Annotated in this window: 16 protein-coding genes; 11 read left to right on the top strand and 5 right to left on the bottom strand. The window is 64.3% G+C overall.

Annotated elements, in window-relative coordinates; genetic code table 11:
- Window positions 1-551: 551 nt before the first annotated feature.
- Complete coding sequence (locus ACP15I_RS01285) at window positions 552-1133, bottom strand: hypothetical protein (protein WP_424973577.1); 582 nt, start codon at window positions 1131-1133, stop codon at window positions 552-554.
- A 574-nt stretch (window positions 1134-1707) separates the two neighbouring features.
- Here ACP15I_RS01285 and ACP15I_RS01280 point away from each other — a divergent pair.
- The 3 genes from ACP15I_RS01280 (at window position 1708) to ACP15I_RS01270 (ending at window position 3099) form a co-directional block, all read left to right on the top strand.
- Window positions 1708-2058 carry a hypothetical protein gene (locus ACP15I_RS01280; RefSeq protein WP_424973576.1) on the top strand — a complete coding sequence of 117 codons (351 nt, stop codon included), beginning with the start codon at window positions 1708-1710 and terminating at the stop codon, window positions 2056-2058.
- 270 nt (window positions 2059-2328) lie between these two features.
- Window positions 2329-2472: a hypothetical protein gene (locus ACP15I_RS01275; protein WP_424973575.1), complete on the top strand. Its 144-nt coding sequence runs from the start codon at window positions 2329-2331 to the stop codon at window positions 2470-2472.
- Window positions 2473-2565: 93 nt separating this feature from the next.
- Complete coding sequence (locus ACP15I_RS01270; RefSeq protein ID WP_424973574.1) at window positions 2566-3099, top strand: hypothetical protein; 534 nt, start codon at window positions 2566-2568, stop codon at window positions 3097-3099.
- A 180-nt stretch (window positions 3100-3279) separates the two neighbouring features.
- Here ACP15I_RS01270 and ACP15I_RS01265 read toward each other — a convergent pair whose 3' ends face one another.
- Window positions 3280-3675 (bottom strand): MerR family transcriptional regulator, encoded by a 396-nt coding sequence (locus ACP15I_RS01265; protein ID WP_424973573.1) that lies wholly within the window; start codon window positions 3673-3675, stop codon window positions 3280-3282.
- A gap of 74 nt (window positions 3676-3749) precedes the next feature.
- Between ACP15I_RS01265 and ACP15I_RS01260 the strand changes: the two genes are divergently transcribed.
- Window positions 3750-5183, top strand: coding sequence for an MFS transporter (locus ACP15I_RS01260; protein WP_424973572.1), 1434 nt, complete (start codon window positions 3750-3752; stop codon window positions 5181-5183).
- Window positions 5184-5249: 66 nt separating this feature from the next.
- Here the strand turns inward: ACP15I_RS01260 and ACP15I_RS01255 are convergent, their stop codons facing one another.
- Window positions 5250-6407, bottom strand: coding sequence for a hypothetical protein (locus ACP15I_RS01255; protein ID WP_424973571.1), 1158 nt, complete (start codon window positions 6405-6407; stop codon window positions 5250-5252).
- A gap of 163 nt (window positions 6408-6570) precedes the next feature.
- Window positions 6571-7602, bottom strand: coding sequence for a LacI family DNA-binding transcriptional regulator (locus ACP15I_RS01250; RefSeq protein WP_424973570.1), 1032 nt, complete (start codon window positions 7600-7602; stop codon window positions 6571-6573).
- A gap of 360 nt (window positions 7603-7962) precedes the next feature.
- Here ACP15I_RS01250 and ACP15I_RS01245 point away from each other — a divergent pair, with 360 nt between their 5' ends.
- The 6 genes from ACP15I_RS01245 to ACP15I_RS01220 all read left to right on the top strand — a co-directional run bounded on the left by ACP15I_RS01245 (window position 7963) and on the right by ACP15I_RS01220 (window position 14099).
- Entirely contained in the window at window positions 7963-9228 is a 1266-nt protein-coding gene (locus ACP15I_RS01245) for an ABC transporter substrate-binding protein (RefSeq protein ID WP_424973569.1), read from the top strand.
- Window positions 9229-9350: 122 nt separating this feature from the next.
- Window positions 9351-10196 (top strand): carbohydrate ABC transporter permease, encoded by an 846-nt coding sequence (locus tag ACP15I_RS01240; RefSeq protein WP_424973568.1) that lies wholly within the window; start codon window positions 9351-9353, stop codon window positions 10194-10196.
- On the top strand, window positions 10193-11038 hold the full coding sequence (locus tag ACP15I_RS01235; RefSeq protein ID WP_424973567.1) for a carbohydrate ABC transporter permease: 846 nt from the start codon (window positions 10193-10195) through the stop codon (window positions 11036-11038). Before ACP15I_RS01240 ends, ACP15I_RS01235 begins: the two co-directional genes overlap by 4 nt.
- A 33-nt stretch (window positions 11039-11071) precedes the next feature.
- Window positions 11072-12115 carry an ABC transporter ATP-binding protein gene (locus ACP15I_RS01230; RefSeq protein WP_424973566.1) on the top strand — a complete coding sequence of 348 codons (1044 nt, stop codon included), beginning with the start codon at window positions 11072-11074 and terminating at the stop codon, window positions 12113-12115.
- 23 nt (window positions 12116-12138) lie between these two features.
- Window positions 12139-13419 carry an amylo-alpha-1,6-glucosidase gene (locus tag ACP15I_RS01225; RefSeq protein WP_424973565.1) on the top strand — a complete coding sequence of 427 codons (1281 nt, stop codon included), beginning with the start codon at window positions 12139-12141 and terminating at the stop codon, window positions 13417-13419.
- Window positions 13416-14099 carry a D-lyxose/D-mannose family sugar isomerase gene (locus ACP15I_RS01220; RefSeq protein WP_424973564.1) on the top strand — a complete coding sequence of 228 codons (684 nt, stop codon included), beginning with the start codon at window positions 13416-13418 and terminating at the stop codon, window positions 14097-14099. Before ACP15I_RS01225 ends, ACP15I_RS01220 begins: the two co-directional genes overlap by 4 nt.
- Here ACP15I_RS01220 and ACP15I_RS01215 read toward each other — a convergent pair.
- Complete coding sequence (locus tag ACP15I_RS01215; protein ID WP_424973563.1) at window positions 14078-14986, bottom strand: LysR family transcriptional regulator; 909 nt, start codon at window positions 14984-14986, stop codon at window positions 14078-14080. The two genes, ACP15I_RS01220 and ACP15I_RS01215, sit on opposite strands and share 22 nt — an antisense overlap.
- 153 nt (window positions 14987-15139) lie before the next feature.
- On the opposite strand from ACP15I_RS01215, the gene ACP15I_RS01210 reads away from it, so the two are divergent.
- A complete protein-coding gene (locus ACP15I_RS01210) occupies window positions 15140-16033 on the top strand; it encodes an MBL fold metallo-hydrolase (RefSeq protein ID WP_424973562.1) in 894 nt (297 codons plus the stop codon).
- Window positions 16034-16047 lie beyond the last annotated feature (14 nt).

The following is a 16047-nucleotide window of genomic DNA, read 5'->3' as shown; positions in this document are numbered from 1 at the left end:
CGCCCAAACCACCCCGAGAAATGGTTACAGTTCGGTCTAGATGCTTTCCTGAATGCTGGAAAGAACGGCCCCACTTTTCACGTGCCATGCAACGGCTTGGCCGCTAAGTGGCCTGGACTAAGCATCCAAGACGGACCATTGCCGCCACTCCTGACACAGGATGGGAACGGTTGGGCCGCAGAGCTGACAAGGACCAGCTGCACTGTCGCAAATTGCTGCGCCGTTTGGCGTCATTGCGTGGTATTTATTGTGGTATAAACCTCGTAATGCACTCAAATATCAAAAAATTATCAGATACTTATAAGATATTCACGGCGGATTCAGGGACCGCCACTGCCTTTCCATCACAACCAGACCGAGACCGGGCCATGCAGCATTCCGCGGCGCGCGAGAGGCTGGTTTTGCCCTGTGTCTCGGTGGGAGCGCTCAGGCGCATGACGGTCCCCGTTTCCGTGAAGGACAGCTTGAGGTCGCCACCGAGGCTCCGGGCACGCTCAGCCATGGCGCGCAGCCCGTGCCCGACGCCTTTGCCGCCTTCGGTACGCGTACTGTTATCCTCGACCGTAATGTTCAGCTACATGGACGGGTCCTTGTCGGCGGCGAAACGGATGGTCACGCGATCCGCCCCGGAAATGCTTCACCGCACGTGTCACCGCCTGCTGCATGACCCGCAGAATGTGCAGGGCAAGCGAAGGGATCTGACCGGCCATGGAAGGGATCTCGACCATCTTCCAGTCGAGGGTGATCCCGGACAAGGTGAGCTGCTGCTCGGCGCGTGAGCGAAAAGCCCCGAGGATGCCGGTATGTAGAACGCTCAGGCTTCCCCTACGGGGGGCGCGGCAGCTGAATGCGATACTGCCCGACCGCGCGCGGGCGGTAGGGGTCAGCGCACCAGTCATTCGGCAATGTGACCGAATAGGCCGCATCACCCTGGGAGAACTCCGCCACCCGCAGCAGGGCAATCTCCCTCGGCAAGGGCAACAGCCCAAGAGCGAGGACGAGATCGCCGTCACCACGCTCTCTTTGTCGCCGAGCACCGAGATCACCGGATTCTCCATTTCGGGCGATTGCTTGCGCGCGAGCCGGATCAGGTCGAAGCCATCCTCATCGGGAGTTTTCAGGTCGGTGATCATCACATCGGCGCGCTGCGAAGCCGCTTCGGCGAAGCTCGCGTATTGGGCCACAAGGTGGAAATGCGGTTGGTTCGCAAGGCTCTTGACCCATGTCTGAGTATCGCGAGGGCGTCTTCTGCGACGATCATGTTGACCATGGACTCGGTCACACCAAACCCTTCGCTTGCTCTAAGATCAACGCGTTCGATCGAGCTTAGGGCCCAGAGTTGGCCATAGCTGCCCCGTACTTATGGGATGGCAACAGTGGATCTCCGCCGTAGTTTGCGGGCGCGTCCCACCTGAGCAAACCGCCCGGAGGACGCCTGTTCTCGAGGTAGAGCATTCTAGGCTCGCAACAGTTTCCAGCCGACAATCGCATGGACGCGGGCGTTCTGGAATAGGGGGACGCGACCTTGATCCGACCAAGACAGCAGCGCCCGACGATGGTCCCGCGCATGGCTTCGATGCGTCCATGGGCCCTTTGAACCCGATCGGCCCGGTTGACGCACGCGCGTCTGGCCTGATCTTCGCGCCATGCCGTTCTCCATCAGCATGAGTGCGGACATCCTCGGCCGGCCTGGGATCTTCTTCTTTTGTGCTGCACGTTCTCAGCCAGAACCTGAGGCAGCTAGCCAGCCACCAGCTGCGGCGGGCCATCGCGCGTTCCACCGACCGGCCCAATCGCGGGATGCAGCTCGGGACGATGATGATCACCATCACCCAGAGCGGTCCGGTCTCGGATTTCGTCGTAGCGGGTCTCGTGCGGGCTGGGATGCTCAGCCTGAAACAGGCGCAACCCATCCTGCTCGGGGTGACTGTTGCCGCCCGTCTTGCGGTGCTGTTCCTGACGCTCGAGATCCGTCCGGCCACCATGGTGCCGAACGCGGTGTCCGGCGCGGGATATGTCTATGGCGACCTGCGGGTTCAGCGCATCGCGATCGCCTGATCCTTTTGGCAGGGGAGGCATGCGATGGCTACCACACTCTGGCGGCTGCCTGAGCCGCCCTGCCCCGGAGCATGACAATCATGAGCGCGGTGATGCCCGCCCACCGCTCCGTTCGGCACGGCTTCTTGGGCATCATCAATATACTGATGTTTCTCAGCGCGATGGGGTGCTCAGCGTGATCGAAGCAGTGACCCGTTGTAATGCGACCACCCAGTTCGGGGACGCACGGCGCTTCTGATCCGGACCGAGGCGGCCTCGATGGTCAACCCGATGCAAACCCGTGACGAGAAGGGCGGGGAGATCACCGCCTTCAACGAAATGCCAGGCCAGCAGGAAAGCTTCGAGGCCGAGCTGAGCGACGCCCTGAGCAGAGGTCCCGCCCATGTTCTGATCGTTCTGGGCAAGGTCACCTGAGTGGCCAGTGCCGGGCTCCGGGTTTTTCTCTACATCGTGCAATCGCTGGATGCCACTGGCTGATCCCTGCAGTTCTCCAGGGTCGCGGGGCTGGTGTTCCAGGTCTCGCAGTTCCTCTCCATCCTTAATGTGCGGGTGGACGAGATCGCGGTGCTGTTGCCCGACGCGCCGGGCTTTGCCACCGAGCTGGTGCGGGACCGGCTGGTCTATCAGGTCTACGATGTGCTCTTTGCTCCGCAACCCTTTGCCGGACAGTTCAAGGACATCACTCAGGGCGCGCAGGACGGGGTTCTGCATATCGAGAAAGCGCCGGATCGCGACTATGGATGGCACCGCGTCTCGACCGGTGTGGATCGGCAATGCTTTGTCGTCTACACGAACAGTGACTGGATCTTTGACGAGATCGCCTCGCTGAAGGCGATCTCGATCGGGGCGATCAGGGGGGGGGGGGAGCAAATACAGGGTCCTCAGCGCGTAGATGGACGCCCCTGCCAACCGGGTCCAATTGCTCAAGGGGGGCAGGACCGCCCGGCGCAATCCCGAGAAGGTCGCCTAGAGCCGGATCGACGCCTTTCTGGCCAACCGCATCACCAACCCCTGCCTAATGCAGTAACAGGGGCTAGCTAAGGACCTGAAACTCGCAGGATTCCTCAAGCCAATCAGACTATTCCTCGCCGTCTCCCCCGCGCTCGAAAGCGCCTTGGTTTATGCAGGCGCGCTGGATCAGGACCTGACCGCCCTGCGGGTCGATGGGCGGTTCGACACAATCATGCAGTACTACGGCCCGTCCGACGGGGCACCGGGCAGCTAGCTCCGCGTGAGGGCGCGCTGGCTCGCACGCAGCATGGTGCGGAACCGGGGGCAGTCCATATGGTTCTCCTCCGGGCAGCTGGCCACGTGGCGCATCATCCGCGCGAGGGTCTCGAGACGGGCGATCTCCTCTTCCAGCGCTGCGGCCCGCGCCGCGATCTCGGCCCGGGGCAGCTCCAGCGTCGGGGTCAGACGGAACATCGCCGCGATCTCATCCAGCGCGAACCCCGCCGTCTTGCCCATGGAGATCAGGGCAAGGCGGTGCAACACATCCGGGTCGTATTGCCGGCGCAACCCATTGCGCCCGGTCGAACGGATCAGGTCGATTTTCTCGTAATACCGCAGCGCTGAGGGGGCGACACCACTCTGCGCGGCGACCTCGGCAATATCCATCCCGGCCCCCTTGTCCTAAAGCTGACTTCAAGTCGTAGACTGCCTGTCCCGATGATTCAAGACAGGCAGAAAGCATGGACACCTCCCCCGATTTTCCCCTCTCCGCCCCGGCGCCCAAAGGCGCGGTCTGGACCCGCCTCATGGGCCCCGCCCTCGCCATTGTCTCGGCCGCCTCCGCCATGAGCCTCGCGGCGGTGACCTTGCCCGCCCTCGCCCTGGCCTTTCCGGAGCCCGGACCGGACCCGAACCTCGTGGTCTCGCTCTACCTGCTGGCGATCACGGCGCTTCTGGTGCCCGCAGGCCGGGCCGGCGACCGGTTCGGTGCACGCCCGGTTCTGTCCATCGGGCTTGCCCTGTTTGCCATCGGAGCCGTCTGGGCCGGCAGCACCAGCAGCCTGTGGGGCCTGATCGCCGCCCGCGGCGTCCAGGGGGTCGGCGCCGCGGCCATGATCGGGCTGCCGCTCGCCCTCGTCCGCGCAACCGTTCCCAAAGCCCAGATCGGGCGCTGGGTCGGCGTGATGGGCGCGATGTCGGCCATCGGCACCGCCTCGGGCCCCGCCCTCGGAGGGCTGGTGACCGACAGCTTCGGATGGCAGGCCGTCTATCTCGTCCAGATCCCCGCGCCGCTACTGGCGCTGGTCGCGACGCGCATGTTCATCCCGGCCATGCCCCGCCCAGCGACCCGTGCTGGCTTTGACTTGCCGGGCGCGGTGCTGTTGGCACTGGTGCTTGCGGGCGGCGTGCTCTGGCTCTCGAGCCTGTCGGCCGGGCCCGCCCTGTGGCATCTTCCCGCCCTGCTCGGGATCGCGGCGGGGCTTGCGCTGCTGATTGCCCATGAAGCGCGGATCCCGGACGCCCTGCTTCCGCTCGCACGACTGCGAAACCCACATCTGGCGCTGAGCCTGACCTGTAACCTGTTTCTCTCGGTGATCATGATGGGGATCCTCGTGGTGGGCCCGTTTTTCCTGACCCAGGGGCTGTCGCTGGCCCCGCGCGAGATGGGGCTCTGCATGGCCATCGGGCCGGTTGCCTCGACCCTGAGCGGAGTGCCTGCGGGCGCGCTGACCGAGCGGCTGGGCCCGCGCCGGGCCGCGCTGTGGGGCGCGCGCGCGCTCTGCGCGGCCACGCTGGCCATGGCGAGCCTGCCAGTGCTCTTCGGTGTTCCGGGTTTCGCACTGGCCTTTGCCGGTCTGGCCATGGCGTATCAGTTGGTGCAGGCCGCGCTCACAACCGGGGTCATGGCAGCGGCCCCACCCGCTGAGCAAGGGGTGACGGCAGGGCTCTTCACCCTGTCGCGCAATATCGGCTTCGTGCTGGGTGCGGGCGGAATGACCGCGCTGTTTCTCGGGATCCGCGCACAGGTCGCAGAAACCTACCCGATGGACAGTGCGGCCGGTGCCGCCATGGTCGCCAGCTTTGTACTGGCAACGGCGCTCGCGCTGACGGCGCTTCTCCTGCTGCACAGGATGGAACGGCCGAGCCCATGTATGACCTCAGAAACCACTTGAACTGCGCCCCGTAAAGCACTGCAAAAAATCAAAAGGCTGGCGGGATCACCCCCGCCAGCCAAGGGGTCATGCCCGGCGCCGAGCCCGTGCGCCCAGCAGCCCGAGCGCCCCGATCAGAAGCAACGCCGACGCAGGCAGCGGAACCGGGGCCATGCTGTCATAAAACAGCACCGAGCGCGGGCGCTGCGGCAGGCTGCCCTGCTCACTGGCCAGAAGCAGGCTGGTCGTCTCGCCATCATCGAGGAAATCCCCATCCCCGTTCAGATCGGTCAGCAACAGGATCTCGTCATTGTCGTTGAAATCATTGCTCGGGATCAGGCCCCGCCCGTCCTCGATGGCGAAATCGAAGATCGCCCCGTCGACAAAGCCCAACGGATCCCAGAGCTCAAACGCCTCGGTGCTCACATCGATCAGGCCGTCCCCGTTGAGATCCGTGTAGCGGATCAGACCATCGGTGAAGAGGTCTTGGGCAAAGAGGTCACCATCCTCCGCCGCGAGGGCCAGCGCAAAGGGCGCATCCCCCTGGGCGACATATTCGACCACCTCGGCCCCGCCGATCGTGCCATCGCCGTCGAGATCCTCGGCCCGGTAGATCCGCGGACTGCCCCCGGCGGTGTCGGTGATATAGGCCGTGTCGCCGTCAAACGCGATTTCGAAGGGCGAGGAGGACGCGTCCAGCGCGCCAAGGTCGAGCCAGATCGCGCTCTCACCCGGATCGTTCGCATCCCCGTCACCGTTGAGGTCCTCGGTCCGGTAGACCACGTCGCCCGCCGGGTTGCCGACTGTATCGGCCTCGACGATATAGACCGCCCCATCGCCGCCCACGGCAACCCCGTTGGCGGTTTGCAGGGCAAAGCCATTGGCATTGTCGGACGAGAACCAGACCGAAGCCTCGCCTGCGTCCTGCGCCGTGTCATTGCCGTTCAGATCGCGCAGGCGGTAGACCGTGTCGCTGGCGCCATCGCCCACATAGACATCGCCCGCTTCGGACTGGGTGAGCTGAATCACGTTGCCTGTGGGCGCCACCAGCCCGCTGGCATCATCGGCGTCAAAGAACACCTTGGTTTCGCCCGCATCATTGGTATCGCCATCGCCGTTCAGATCAGCGGCATAGATCACCTGATCCGTGGTCTGGTCGGAAAACAGCGCCTGGGTGGTGGCCGCAACCGCCGGTGAGGTCAGCGCGGTAGTGGCGATGAAAATCGCCAAGGGGGAACGTCCCATCAGAGAGCCTCCGTTGAGTGTGCATATTGAGATGTTTGGGGAGGCTGGCTGCTGCTAGCTGGGTTCCGTTAACCCTAGCGGCCGGACCAAGTCAACGGCCTGCGGGACGGGATTTTCGCCCGCGCCCTCAGGTCTCGCGAAGGTCGGTCCGGGTGACCTTGGGTCAGCCCCGCGCGGGATCCGTGGCGTCGCGGGGCGGCACGGTCGTGCCCCGCACCACGAGGCGCGCCGGGACAAGTGACAGGGCGGCGGGCATGTCCGGTTCCTTGATCCGATCAACCACGACCCGGGCCAGCTTGCGGCCCAGATCATAGGGCGAGATTGCCATGGTGGTGAGCGGTGGGGTCGCGATGCCGGCGTCCTGAATATCGTCGAAACCGACGATCGAGACATCCCTGCCGGGTTCCAGCCCCATGCGGATCAGCGCCAGAGATGCGCCGATGGCCACCATGTCGCCGTTGCAGACAATCGCCGTGATTTCGGGATGGGAGGCGCGCAGATCCATCATCGCCTGCATGCCCGACGGCTTGTCATCCTCCGAGTCCCAGACGATGGGCGCGCCGAGCCCCCGCTCCGTCAGAACACGGGTATAGCCCTCGATCCGCTCGTTGCGGACCTCGACCTGCGCGGTCCCGCCAAGAAAGGCGATGTGGCGATGGCCGAGATCGGCGAGATGCTCGGTTGCGATGGCGGTCGCGGCGGCGTTCTGGATCCCCACATGGTCGATGCTGTCCACATCGGCCCGGCGCAGGAAAGTCACCGTCGGCAGGGAATGGGTCGCCAGCAGCTCATAGGTGGTTCGCGGCGTGTCCTGCGCCGGAACCCAGAGCAACCCGGCGCGAGAGCTGCGGATGAAGGCCTCCAGCTGCTGACGCTGGCGCAGCGCATCGTCGCGCGCATCCAGCACCGAGAGCAGGTAGCCCTCGCTTTCCAGCAGGTCACTGGCTCCGCTGATCACCTCGGCATTGAACGGGTTGGCGATCTGATGGATGGCAAATCCGATCTCGCGGCTCTCGCCCGAACGCATGGAGGCTGCGCGTCCGTCAGGCACGTAATTCAGCCGCTTGGCGGTCTGCAAAACCCGCTTGCGGGTCTTCTCCGAGATCCGCCCGGTGCCGCGCATCACCTGGCTTGCAGTCGCCACCGAAACGCCAGCTTCGCGCGCCACGGTTTCAAGCTTGGGCTTCACGGACATGATCGCGGGTCTTCCTGTTCTGACGGTGATCCAAGGGACGCTCAAGTATAGCCGCATCCGATCTGAGCATATATCAGATACATCGTTTAACCACATCTCTGGCGCAGTTTTTGCGACTTTTCGTATTAAAACAACCAATAGATATCCTCCCTCGCCCTGCGGTTCCGTGTATCGAGAATTTTTCTTGACCTGAGGTATAACGTTATACCACCCTAAGGGCAGATTCCGCGGCGGCCCCTCACCCAGGTGAATGACCGCGCAGGGACGCACGACGCATCTCGGACGGGCCCATGGCCGCCCCGCGATGCTGGAGGGAGGCGACATGAGTTGTCCCCCTAGGGTTCAAATTGGGAGGAGATTATGACCCTTAAGTTTCAGTTTGCCGGTGCCGTTTCGGGTTTGGCGCTGCTGGTTGCAGCGACCGCCGCTCAGGCAGAGGTTCTGTTCTGGTCGACCCAGGCCAAGCCGGTGGAAGAAGCCCAGGCTGTGCGCGAGCAGGTTCTGGATGGTGCGGGCGAGGTGGATTACCAGCCCAATGACGCAGGTCCGTGGCTGACCCGCCTGAATGCCGAGTTGAAGGCCGGGTCGGGCTCGATCGGTCTTCTGGGGGCGTTGCACGGCGATTTCTCGGCCATGAGCACGGATGATCTCGTGGATCTGGACGAGCTCGGCCTCGGGGCGCAGAGCGACACGTTCAACAGCCTCGCGCAGCTCGGCACGGACGCCAAGCAATACATCCCCTGGATGCAGGCCAGCTACATCATGGCGGCCAATACCAAGGCGCTCGAGCATCTGCCCGAGGGCGCGGATATCAACACCCTGACCTATGACCAGCTCATCGCCTGGGCGACCAATGTCAAAGAGGCGACCGGATCCGCCAAGTTCGGCTTCCCGGCCGGGCCCAAGGGGCTGAAGCACCGCTTCTTCCAAGGTTACTTGTACCCGTCCTACACCGATGGTGTGGTGCGCACCTTTGCCTCGGACAAGGCCGTGACGGCCTGGGAGAAGATGAAAGAGCTCTGGGCCGTGACCAATCCCGGCTCCACCAACTTCTCGTTCCTGCAGGAGCAGTTGCTGAACGAGGATGTCTGGATCGCCTTTGACCACACCTCGCGACTGGCCGCAGCGTTCAACGAGCGCCCGGATGATTTCGTGGCCTTCCCCGCGCCCGCAGGGCCCGAGGGTCGGGGGTTCATGCCGGTGATCGCCGGGATCGCCATTCCGCGCACCGCGCCGGATATGGAGGCATCCAAGGCGCTGATCGCCCATCTGATGGACCCCGCGACGCAGGTGGCCACCCTGCGCGCGACCAACTTCTTCCCGGTCGTGGATGTGGACCTGCCCGATGACCTGCCCCCGTCGGTAAAGGCTGCGGGCAATGCGGTTGCGATCATGAGCGCCTCGCCCGATGCGAACCCGGGCCTGCTGCCCGCAGGTCTCGGCAACAAAGGCGGGGACTTCAACCGGGTCTTCGTGGACACGTTCGAGCGTATCGTGCTGGCCGGTCAGCCCATCGAGCGCGTGCTTGAGGATCAAAAGAAAACCCTCGTGCGGATCATGAACGACACCGGCGCGCCCTGCTGGGCACCTGATGCGCCCTCCGAAGGCGCCTGCCCGGTCGAGTAATCCTCCCGCAGGGGCGCTGCCACGCGCCGCGCCCCCGCACCGCAGTTCGGATCGCGCACCGGTCCGAACTGCCCAACTTCTCATTGATACACCGCGCTTAGGCGTAAACCGGGGGGCGGCACATGAACCCGCGACTACTACCCTATTTCCTGATCTTGCCGGTCACGCTCTTTCTTTGCCTGTTTTTTCTCTACCCGTTCGTTCTGGTGGCACAGCAGGCGTTCAGCAACGGCTCCGGCTTCACCATGGACAATTTCCGGGATGTGACCACGCACTGGAAATTCCCGATCTCGCTCAAGAACACCTTCCTGCTGGCCCTGGCCGTTGTGCCCGTGCAGCTGGCCCTGTCGCTTCTGATGGCGACCATGGTCACGAAGATGAAAAAGGGCCGGGACATGATCCTGTATATCTGGACGATCCCGCTGGGGATCTCGGATCTCGCTGCCGGCATCATCTGGCTCGCGATCTTCGAGCAGTCCGGCTTCCTCAACTCGATGATGGGCGGGCTCGGCCTGATCGACAGTCCGACGAACTTCCTCAGCTATACCAGCCCCGTGATGGTCTTCGTGGCGATCATGCTGGCCGAGATCTGGCGGGCGACCGCGATCATGCTCGTGATCCTCGTGGCGGGCATCGGCCTGATCCCCAAGGAATACTACGAGGCGGGCGAGGTCTTTGGCGCCACGCCCTGGCAGCGGTTCCTGAAGATCACCCTCCCCATGCTGCGGCCCTCGCTGCAGACGGCGCTGGTCCTGCGCGTGATCCTCGCCTTTGAGGTCTTCGCAGTTGTCCAGGCCCTCGGCGGAACGCTGTTCCCCGTGCTCATGGGCGAGACCTATGCCTATCAGTTCGAGCTGCTCAATGGCGGCGCGGCGGCGGCCATCGCGTTGATCATCCTCGTGATTTCCATCGCCTTCACCCTCATCATCATGCGTGCGCTGCGCGTTCCGAAAGGAGCCACGATATGACCGCTGCAACCACAGATGTCGTCGAAAAGGCGGCAGATTCCAGGAAAGCGGGACGCTATGTCTATATCACGGCCGTGGTCCTGCTCTGCGCCTGGGTGCTTGTTCCGCTCTACTTTCTGCTGATCAACACCCTGAGTTCCCCCGAAGCGGTGAACTCCTACCCGAAATCCTTCGTGCCAGAATTCGACCTCAGCAGCCTGACCTTCTTTGCCAATTTCGAAGGCATTCTGACGGCGCTCAAGAACTCGATCCTGGTGGCGGCGATGACCATGGTCATGTCCATCGTGATCGGGGCCCCGGCGGGCTATGCGCTCTCGCGGTTCGAGTTTCGCGGCAAGGAGCTGTTCCGGCTCCTGATCCTGCTGACCCGGGCCTTTCCCCTGCCCCTGCTGGCGCTGCCGCTTGCGGTGATGTTCATCCGCACTGGCATCGACGACACGGTGTTCGGGCTCGCGCTCGTGCATACCACGCTCGCCATTCCCTTCGCGGTGCTGATCACCTTCTCGCTCTTCTCGGGGATCCCGATCGAGCTGGAAGAAGCCGCATGGACCCTGGGGTGCAACCGGTTGACCGCCTTCCAGAAGGTCATCCTGCCACTGGTTCTGCCCGGGATCACGGCCTCGGCGATCTTCGCCTTCGTGATCTCGTGGAACGAGGTCTTCGCCGCCGCCGTTCTGACCATCGAGAACCGAACGCTGACCGCGTTCCTTCTGCAGAACCTCGACACCTCGCCTCTGCACCTGAAATTCGCAGGGGGGTTCATTCTCGTCGTGCCGGCGCTGATCTTCATCTTCGCCGTGCGGAAATACCTCTTCGCGATGTGGGGCATCGCCAACCGCTGATTACGCGGTTGCCAGATAAAGGAGCCTAGAGAGATGGCTGTTATCGAAATCAAGAACGTCGCGAAACGCTTTGGGGATTACCAGGCGCTGCATGACATCAACCTCACCATTCAGGACCAGGAGTTCATGGTCCTGCTCGGGGCCTCGGGCTGCGGCAAGTCCACCCTTCTGCGGATCATCTGCGGGCTGGAGACCGCCTCGGAAGGCGAGATCTGGATCGGGGGGCGCCGGGTCGATCACCTGGCGCCGAAGGATCGCGGGATCTCGATGGTGTTTCAGAACTACGCGGTCTTCCCGCACCTGACCGTGTTCGAAAATATCGGGTTCGGCCTGCGCATGCAGAAACTGCCCGATGACGAGGTCACGCGCCGGGTCGAACGGACCGCCGGTCTGATGCATATCGACCAGCTTCTGAGCCGCTATTCCGGCGAGCTGTCAGGCGGTCAGCGGCAGCGAGTGGCCGTGGCCCGTGCGCTGGCGATGGAGCCGGACGTGATCCTGATGGACGAGCCCCTGTCGAACCTCGACGCGCTCTTGCGGATGGAGATGCGGGCCGAGCTCAAGGGCGTGCTCGCCGAGAGCAACACGACCGCGATCTACGTGACCCATGATCAGGTCGAAGCCATGTCCATGGCCGACCGGATCAGCGTCATGCATCAGGGGCGGATCGTGCAGGCGGCCTCCCCGATCGAGGTTTACCGCAACCCGGCCGCCGAGTTCGTGGCGGGTTTCATCGGCAACCCGCCGATGAACTTCCTCGCGGCCACACCGCAGGGCGGTGGCAAGTTCTCGGTGGCGGGCCATTCCTTTGACGGGCCTGCGGCGGCGAATGCCAACCTGCAATTCGCCATCCGTCCCGAGGATATGCGTCTGTCCGAGGACGGGCTGCCGGCAGTGGCGAAGGTGGTCGAACCCCTTGGCGCGCATCTGCTGGTGACCTGCGATCTGGACGGCAACCTCTTCCGGGCGATCCTCGACAGCGAGATGCAGGTCAAGCCGGGCGAGACGCTGAAGCTTTCGCCCATGCCGGACCGGATCCGTTGGTTCGACCCGGAAACCACCCTCGCGGTGGCCTGACCCTGAAGAGTGACATGAATAGCATGAACCATACCGACATGCTCCAGCACGCGCGGCAAGTGCTGAGCGACAATGACAGGGGCACCTATACGGTGCCCACCCACGGGCTCTACCCGTTCCAGTGGAACTGGGATTCCGCGCTCAGCGCCCTGGGGTTCGCGCATTTCGACGAACCCCGGGCCTGGGGCGAGATCGAGACGCTCATGGCGCATCAATGGGAAGACGGGATGGTGCCGCACATCATCTTTCACCAGCCCGATGATGGCTACTTCCCCGGCCCGGATGTCTGGGGGACCGGTCGCACGGTCCCCACGACGGGCATCACCCAGCCCCCGGTCACGGGCTTTGCGGTCCGCCGCATCCATGACCGGGCCCGCGACAAGGGGCTGGCCCGCGCGCAGGCCCGCGCCCTGCTGCCCAAGATCCACGCCTGGCATGAGTGGTTCTACCGGGCCCGCGACCCGGAGGGGACCGGGCTTGTCGCCCTGCTCCACCCGTGGGAATCCGGGCGGGACAATTCGGTGGACTGGGACGCCGCGTTCGAACGCGTGCCCACCGAGGGCGTCGGCGCCTTCGTGCGCCGCGACACGACCCATGCCAACCCGGCCCACCGGCCCACGGATGAGCAATACAAGCGCTACATCTGGCTCGTGCAGAAATTCCGCAGCCTCGGCTGGGACAATACCAAGCTGCATGATGCCTCCCCCTTCAAGGTGGTGGATCCCGGCTTCAACGCGATCCTGATCCGGTCCTGCGAGGATGTGGCCGATCTGGCCGCGCGGCTTGGCATGGACGAGATCGCCGAGGCGTCCCGTGCGATGGTTGCCAAGGGCGTCGCCGCGATGAAGACGCTCTGGAGCGACGAGATGGGCCAGTACCTTTGCTATGATCGTTGTCAGGGCGCGCTGATCCAGAGCCCCTCGATCAGCGGCATCCTCGCCACCTTCGCCCCGATCCCCAAGGCACGGGCCGCCGCCCTCGTCCGCCGGATCGAGACACTGGCCGATAGCTGCAACTACCTGATCCCCAGCCACGACCCGACGCATCCAGCCTTTGACGGGCTGCGGTATTGGCGGGGGCCGGTCTGGCTGATCGTCAATTACATGGTCGCCGATGGCTTTGCCCGGGCGGGCGAGACCGAGATCATCCCGCGCATCATCAATGACTGCCTGCGGCTGATCGAGACCAGCGGCTTTGCGGAATATCACGATCCGATCACCGCCGAGCCCTGTGGCGGCCCCCATTTCACATGGACCGCCGCCATGGTGATCGAGATCCTCAACACCTACGAGCTGGCCGCATGAAACGATCGCGTATCAACGAGGTCCTGACAGAGGGCGCGGCCTTCATGGCCAGCCATGGAGTTGTCCTGCCTCCCTTTGCCGACTGGGCGCCCGAGACCTTCCGCACCCGCACCGATATCGGCCGGATCACCGGGGCCCGGCTCGGCTGGGACATCACCGATTACGGTGCGGGCCGGTTCGACGAGATGGGGCTGTTTCTCTTCACCATGCGCAATGGGGAGTTGGCCAATCTCGAACGCGGGCGCGGCATGGTCTATGCCGAGAAGCTTCTGATCTCGCAGGCTGATCAGCTCTCGCCGATGCACACCCATATCGTGAAGACCGAGGACATCATCAATCGCGGCGGTGCGACGCTGGCGATCGAGCTCTATGGCTCCGACGATCAGGGCAACTTCGCCGAGGATCGCGGTGGCGAGGTGATCTGTGACGGGATCGCGCGTCGTTTTGCACCGGGCGAGGTGCTGAAACTGGCCCCGGGCGAGAGCATTACCCTGCAACCGGGCGACTGGCACGCCTTCTGGGGCGAGGGCGGACCGGTTCTGATCGGCGAGGTTTCGACCGTGAATGACGACCTGACCGACAATATCTTTCGCGAGCCCATCGGGCGTTTTGCCAAGGTGGAAGAGGACGAGGCCCCGCTCCGCCTGCTGGTCTCGGATTACGACGACTTGCCCAATTGATCGGTGCAGGCCCCCTGCTCGGCCAGAAAGCGCACGAACAGCATGGTCAGGTTCTCGCGGCGCGACTGGTCCGGCCAGACCGCGAAGATGCCAAGCGCCTTGAGCGACCAGTCCGGCAGGACATGCACCAGATCCCCGCGCTCAAAGCCGCGACAGGCCAGATGCTCGGGGATCGCTGTCACCCCCAACCCGCGCGCCGAGAACTCGTAAAGCGCATCCGCCGAACTGACCGTGACATGGGATTGCCCGGTCACCGAGACCACGGTCCCATCCTTGCCTGTCAGCTCGGTCTGGTCGGGGCGCACCGCGAACCGCACCCAGTCCCAGCTCTCCAGATCGCTGGGATGGGTCGGCGCGGGTTTCGAGGCCGCGTAGTCCGGGCTCGCCACCAGCAGACGGTCGGCATCGCCGATCTTGCGGGTCAGATGCTCGCTATCGGACAGCCAGCCGGCGCGGATCGCCACGTCGAACCGGTCCTTGATCAGGTCATGCTGTTGGTCGGTGAAATAGAGCTCCAGCGCGACCTTGGGATAGGTCTTGGCGAAGGCCGCCATGTCGTCCATCAGCGCGGTCTGGGTCACGAAGGCCGGGGCCGACACCCGGAGCGCGCCGCTCGGCTCGGTCGAGAGCGGGTTGATCGCGTCGAGCCCGGTCTCGGCGGCGGCCAGCATCTCCTGCGCCTTGGCGTGGAGGATCCGCCCCTCCTGCGTCAGGGACAACTGCCGGGTCGAGCGATAGAGCAGCGTCACCCCGAGATCCCGTTCCAGATCCGAGACCACCGCACTGACCCGCGAAGGGGCCAGCCCCAGATGCAGCGCCGCGCCGCGGAACGTCCCCTGATGCACCACGGTCGAGAAAATCGCGATACTGCGCAGCTTGTCGATCATTGTTCACCTCAGCGGAATAGTTCCCTCCGCAATTACTGTCTAATCCAGAACGACCCCCGTCAATAGATTGGCTCCGAGGCGCAAGGGGCCAAGGCCCGCCGCGCCGCCGTTTCGACCTGTGACCCAGAACCGAACAAGATCGGAGTATCCGCGATGACACAGCCCTCTTCCCCTGACCTGTCCCGCCGGGACCTGTTGAAAGGCACCGCGCTGACCCTCGGGGCGGCGACGCTTCTGCGCAGCGCGCTGGTCCCCTCGGTTGCCCGCGCGCAAGGCGCCCTACCCCCCGGGACCGTGCACAGCTTTGCCACCGGCGGCGTGACCTTCCACACCTATGTGTCGCCACCGCAAGCGGTGCATGTCACCTCCCATGTGGTGGAATTTGCCGATCGGCTGCTGGTGGTGGATGGCACGATGCTGCCCCCCACCGCGCAAGAGGTGTCGGCGCTGATCCAGTCCACCGGCAAGCCCATCGCCATGGCCGTGCTCAGCCATGAGCATCCGGACCACTGGGGCGGCTCGCCCCTGATCGAAGGGGCCAGTTTCGCCACCCTGCCGCAGATCCGCGAAGCCGTGGCCGCCGAGGCCGCGGGCGGCCAGTTCGGCACCCCCTCGAGCGTGCTCGACGGTCCCGATCTCGAGATCGGGATGACCGAGATTGGCGGCGTGCCCGTGGAGTTTCGCCACTACGAAAACAACGAAGCCCCGCATATGGTCGTCACCGTCCTGCCCGAGCAGAAGGCCGCGATCGTGCAGGACCTCGTCTATAACGGCGTGTTCTTCGCCCCGGGCATAGATCGCAAAAACTGGATCGCGACCCTGGAAGGGCTGCGCGATGATCCGGCCTTCGACACGCTGCTGGTCGGCCACGGCCTGCCGACGACACGCGGCGATCTCGACACGGCCATCGCCTTTGTCACCAAGATGGACGAGGTGATCACCGCCGCCGCCACGCCGGACGACGCCATCGCGGGCATGAAGGCCGCCTTCCCGAGCTATGCGGGCGAGTTCCTGCTGTCGCTCATGGCGGACTACTGGACCAAGTAACAACCGAGCCGGGG

The organism is Dinoroseobacter sp. S124A, from assembly GCF_049801015.1.
Lineage (GTDB): Bacteria > Pseudomonadota > Alphaproteobacteria > Rhodobacterales > Rhodobacteraceae > Dinoroseobacter.
Note: the sequence above shows the minus strand (reverse complement) of the source record. Positions and strands in the feature narration are given on the sequence as shown.

What these genes read in the sequence shown, in the direction of transcription:
- ACP15I_RS01260 (WP_424973572.1), top strand. Translation starts at nt 3,750, where the DNA reads ATGGACACCTCCCCCGATTTTCCCCTCTCCGCCCCGGCGCCCAAAGGC.
- ACP15I_RS01245 (WP_424973569.1), top strand. Translation starts at nt 7,963, where the DNA reads ATGACCCTTAAGTTTCAGTTTGCCGGTGCCGTTTCGGGTTTGGCGCTG.
- ACP15I_RS01210 (WP_424973562.1), top strand. Translation starts at nt 15,140, where the DNA reads ATGACACAGCCCTCTTCCCCTGACCTGTCCCGCCGGGACCTGTTGAAA.
- ACP15I_RS01240 (WP_424973568.1), top strand. Translation starts at nt 9,351, where the DNA reads ATGAACCCGCGACTACTACCCTATTTCCTGATCTTGCCGGTCACGCTC.
- ACP15I_RS01225 (WP_424973565.1), top strand. Translation starts at nt 12,139, where the DNA reads ATGAACCATACCGACATGCTCCAGCACGCGCGGCAAGTGCTGAGCGAC.
- ACP15I_RS01250 (WP_424973570.1), bottom strand. Translation starts at nt 7,602, where the DNA reads ATGTCCGTGAAGCCCAAGCTTGAAACCGTGGCGCGCGAAGCTGGCGTT.
- ACP15I_RS01265 (WP_424973573.1), bottom strand. Translation starts at nt 3,675, where the DNA reads ATGGATATTGCCGAGGTCGCCGCGCAGAGTGGTGTCGCCCCCTCAGCG.
- ACP15I_RS01235 (WP_424973567.1), top strand. Translation starts at nt 10,193, where the DNA reads ATGACCGCTGCAACCACAGATGTCGTCGAAAAGGCGGCAGATTCCAGG.
- ACP15I_RS01215 (WP_424973563.1), bottom strand. Translation starts at nt 14,986, where the DNA reads ATGATCGACAAGCTGCGCAGTATCGCGATTTTCTCGACCGTGGTGCAT.
- ACP15I_RS01220 (WP_424973564.1), top strand. Translation starts at nt 13,416, where the DNA reads ATGAAACGATCGCGTATCAACGAGGTCCTGACAGAGGGCGCGGCCTTC.
- ACP15I_RS01255 (WP_424973571.1), bottom strand. Translation starts at nt 6,407, where the DNA reads ATGGGACGTTCCCCCTTGGCGATTTTCATCGCCACTACCGCGCTGACC.
- ACP15I_RS01285 (WP_424973577.1), bottom strand. Translation starts at nt 1,133, where the DNA reads ATGATCACCGACCTGAAAACTCCCGATGAGGATGGCTTCGACCTGATC.
- ACP15I_RS01275 (WP_424973575.1), top strand. Translation starts at nt 2,329, where the DNA reads ATGCAAACCCGTGACGAGAAGGGCGGGGAGATCACCGCCTTCAACGAA.
- ACP15I_RS01230 (WP_424973566.1), top strand. Translation starts at nt 11,072, where the DNA reads ATGGCTGTTATCGAAATCAAGAACGTCGCGAAACGCTTTGGGGATTAC.